Raw genomic sequence first — 3530 nt, 5'->3', positions numbered from 1 at the left:
AGGGTGGGGGAATTTGAGGTGGCCACAAGTGGAGGAATTTGGGTGGCCATCAGGGATCATGAGAGCGGTCACCACGTAGACGAGCAAGCTCAACGCCAGCCATTTCAGAATCCGGCTATAGACCCGGTAGCTCGTGAAAATCTCCAGAATCAGGATGACAGCAGTAAAGCCAAGGGTCGCAATGGCGAAATTCACTGGGAGCACGAGCTGGGCCGCCGCGGCCATGGCACCAATGTCGGCACCGATGTTGATGGTGTTGGCGACCAGAACCAGGAGTGCCACGGTCAGCGCCGCCTTGGCGCCATAGCGCTCCTTGACGACTGCGACGATGCCTTTGCCGGTCACGAGGCCGATCCGGGCACAAGCCTCCTGGATTGCCGTCATCAGTGGCAAGGTGAACAGCGCGATCCAGAGCTGTCCATAGCCAAACTGCGCTCCCGTCTGGGAGTAGGTCGCGATGCCCGACGGATCATCGTCGGCCGCACCCGTGGTCAGGCCTGGGCCAAGGATGCGCAGCAATCGGCTGAGCGTGCTGGGTTGGTCGTTGTGTTGCGTTTCGGGCAGCATGCTCTGGTTCTGCGTTTGGACCCGAGCAGCCGAGACCGCCCTAGCGAATCACCAGCGTGGGAATGCTGCAATGGGACAGCACCCGACTCGTTTGGCTGCCGAGCACAATGGATACGAGGCCACTGCGGCCGTGCGATGACATGGCAATGACGTCGCACCCTTGTCGCTCTGCAACATCCAAAATCCCTCTCCAAGGCTGCGGATTGTCTTCCACCGCCGTGGTGCACTCCACCCCGGCATGCTTGGCCGCTTCTGCGATTTTGTTCACGGCCAGTGCGGCTTCTGTATGGAGGGCCTTTTGCAAATCGTCGAGCCCAGTGGGCATAACCTCAATGGCCATGTAATACGGCGTCATGTCGGTCACCATGACCCCTGTGACCCGTGCGCCATTGAGCTTGGCTTGCTCCAGGGCGACAGGGAAGGCGCGCTCGGCAAGCGGGGAGCCATCGGTGGTGATCAGCATGTGTTTAAACATCGGGACACTTCCTTCTGGTGTGGATGCGTTCAAAGGGCGTGAGGACAAGAGGAACAACTCCGCCGATGTCTGTCATCGGCGGCGCCCTTGCAGAAAGGACAGCAGGTCTAACAACGAGACGAAAATATTGAGCACATCCAAGTAGAGGGAGACGGTGATCAAGACCGGATTGGTCTCTCCTCCGCGCAGGAGTCTGCTGGTGTCGAACAGGGTATACCCCACAAAAACGAGCAGCGACGCCGCCGCCACAGTCAACTCCAGGGCGGGCATGTTCAGGAAGATGTTTGCAATCCCCGCCAGCACGACGATGATCAGGCCGACAAAAAGAAATCCGCCCAGAAAACTGAAATCGCGTTTGGAAAACGCGGCGTAAAGCGACAGGCCACCAAAGATCAACACCGTGCCAAAAGCGGCTTCCGTGACGATGGTTGCGCCGTTGGCCAATTGCAATGTCATGGCGATCAAGGGTCCAAGGGACAGCCCGATGAGCGCACTGAAGACAAAGACCAGGGGCAGCGCCACGGGGCTGCTCTTGGCCCCAGTCCACAGGATGACAAACAGGACGCCGAATGCGAGCAGCATCAGGAGGATGGGATGCTGGTAGGGAAAGGCCATGTCCATCCCGAATGCGGCTGTCAGCGCCGTGAGTGCCATGTTCAAGGTGAGCAGGTTGTAGGTTCTGCGCACGATCTCGTTGGAGGCGATGGGCGCCTGCCAGTCCTCTTGTTGGTCGGGCAGGAAGGAGGGGGAAGTCATTTGGTACCTCGACAGAGCGACCGATGAACCCAGGCGATCATGTTGCCGCGGATTGGTTTACGCCTTGGGATGGTGAGTGAATGAGAGATAGCCGGATTGCGCTAGAAGATCCTTGGCCCGGTGCATATCCATCGGATCGCCATGGACAAGCAGCAAAAAATGACGTGCTTTCAACTCGGTTTCATATTGCAGCACGGCATCCTTGGGAATGCCCAGTGCACTCAACGCCCCGAAAAGCGCTCCAGCGCCACCAGCGAGGACAGCACCTTCCACACCACCGGCAATTCCGCCTGTCAGAGTTGTCACCAAGGCAGCGGCAAAGGGACCAAGTGCCACAATGGGCCCGACCGTCGGGACGACGACAAACACAGCGCCAAGCAACAGGCCAGCGATACCGCCCCAGAAGGCACCGAGTTTTCCAAAGAATTTGGCGCGATCCCCCGCGTTGAAAAATCCGACAACATGCTCCGCCGTTTCATAATCGCGCCCTACGATGGAGAGTTTTTTCATATCAAACCCAGCATGTTGCAAGGCTTTGATGGCCTCTTCAGCCTTACTGTGGGAGTCATAAACGGCAACGGCAATATCTTGAGCTTGAGTCATGATCATTCCTTGGCTTTGCGGACGGGGAGGGTGGTCAATCAGACCAAAAGGCAATGTACGAAGTCTGCGCGATTTCCCAATGACAGCCTTGATGCACATCAGGCAAGGCTTGGGATTGTGGGATTTGTGCAGCAGGCTTCACATCGTTCTCGAGTTGGAAAGCAGTTGGACATAAACGTAGATTATTGGAAGATGAGGCTCGATAGGTGCCGCAGTTTATGCCCTGCGTTGCTGCCTGCGACTTGAAAACGCCTTGTCAAAGCCATCATCGCGCCAGAGTCGTAACTGATCTTCACGCAATATCCGTATGTGACGCTTGTTCACCTGCACAATGTCTTGCTCCTGCAGGAGAGACAATAGACGGCTGATACTTTCCATGGTCATCCCCAGATAGCTGCCGATTTCCTGGCGTGTCATTGGCAAATCGAAACAGGAGGGATCTGCGTCGGCGCGGCGGATTTTTTCCTGCAAATCCAGAAGGAAAGAAGCGATCTTTTGAGTCCCTGAACACACACCAAGCATCAACTTGTCCTGTTCTGCACGCGCCAGCTGCTCAGAAAGCAGATGCACAAAGATTCCGAGCAGTTCCTGCGCTGGCTGCGGTGAATGATGGAGCACAGATGCCGGAATTGCATGGACGACGGACGGTGTGAGGGCGATCAGGTCGCTGACATAGGCCTGCTCAGCAAAAGCGCTCAACCCCATCACCTCACGTGGAAAATAAAACGCCATGATCTGCGATTGCCCGTCAGAACCCAGACGCACTGCCTTGAAGGCGCCGCTTTCGATCAAGTAAAAGGCGCGAAGCGGTACTCCGCTATGCGCCAAGGTCTGACCTCGACACAACCCGAGCGTGAATGCAGCAAATGGCTTGAGATCAGGAAAAAATGTTCCATAGTGATCCGCGAAATCAGAGGATTCCGACAGCGTTCGCAAGCGATCAAGCATTCAGCCCCCCCCCGAAGGCAAGACAACAGCTGGGCGTTGGGCTCGATGGTCAGCGTATGGAGTTGGTGGTGGCATGACGCTTGGCTGCGCAACCTTCAGAAGGCATACCCCAGACGCAGTTGCCAATAGTCCTGCCCCGGATTCGGGCGCTTGATGTCGGCGTTGGAATAGTGGGTGAAGC

The 3530-nt window shown here is 56.8% G+C and carries 6 protein-coding genes; all 6 read right to left on the bottom strand.

The features are described from left to right. Positions 1 to 567 (bottom strand): NRAMP family divalent metal transporter (locus tag Q0C48_RS05740; RefSeq protein ID WP_291522371.1); only part of this gene is annotated, 567 nt, incomplete at its 3' end. 40 nt (positions 568 to 607) lie between these two features. Then, on the bottom strand, positions 608 to 1042 hold the full coding sequence (locus Q0C48_RS05735; protein ID WP_291522369.1) for a universal stress protein: 435 nt from the start codon (positions 1040 to 1042) through the stop codon (positions 608 to 610). Between the two features lie 72 nt (positions 1043 to 1114). Beyond that, positions 1115 to 1798: a Bax inhibitor-1 family protein gene (locus Q0C48_RS05730; protein WP_291522367.1), complete on the bottom strand. Its 684-nt coding sequence runs from the start codon at positions 1796 to 1798 to the stop codon at positions 1115 to 1117. A 57-nt stretch (positions 1799 to 1855) separates the two neighbouring features. Beyond that, a complete protein-coding gene (locus Q0C48_RS05725; protein WP_291522365.1) occupies positions 1856 to 2500 on the bottom strand; it encodes a general stress protein in 645 nt (214 codons plus the stop codon). Positions 2501 to 2617: 117 nt separating this feature from the next. Beyond that, positions 2618 to 3349 carry a helix-turn-helix domain-containing protein gene (locus Q0C48_RS05720; protein WP_291522363.1) on the bottom strand — a complete coding sequence of 244 codons (732 nt, stop codon included), beginning with the start codon at positions 3347 to 3349 and terminating at the stop codon, positions 2618 to 2620. A gap of 95 nt (positions 3350 to 3444) precedes the next feature. Then, a partial coding sequence (locus Q0C48_RS14680) for an acyloxyacyl hydrolase (RefSeq protein WP_366937017.1) occupies positions 3445 to 3530 on the bottom strand: 86 nt, incomplete at its 5' end.

It is taken from the genome of Acidithiobacillus sp. (assembly GCF_023255755.1).
In the GTDB taxonomy this organism is placed as follows: domain Bacteria; phylum Pseudomonadota; class Gammaproteobacteria; order Acidithiobacillales; family Acidithiobacillaceae; genus Acidithiobacillus.
Note: the sequence above shows the minus strand (reverse complement) of the source record. Positions and strands in the feature narration are given on the sequence as shown.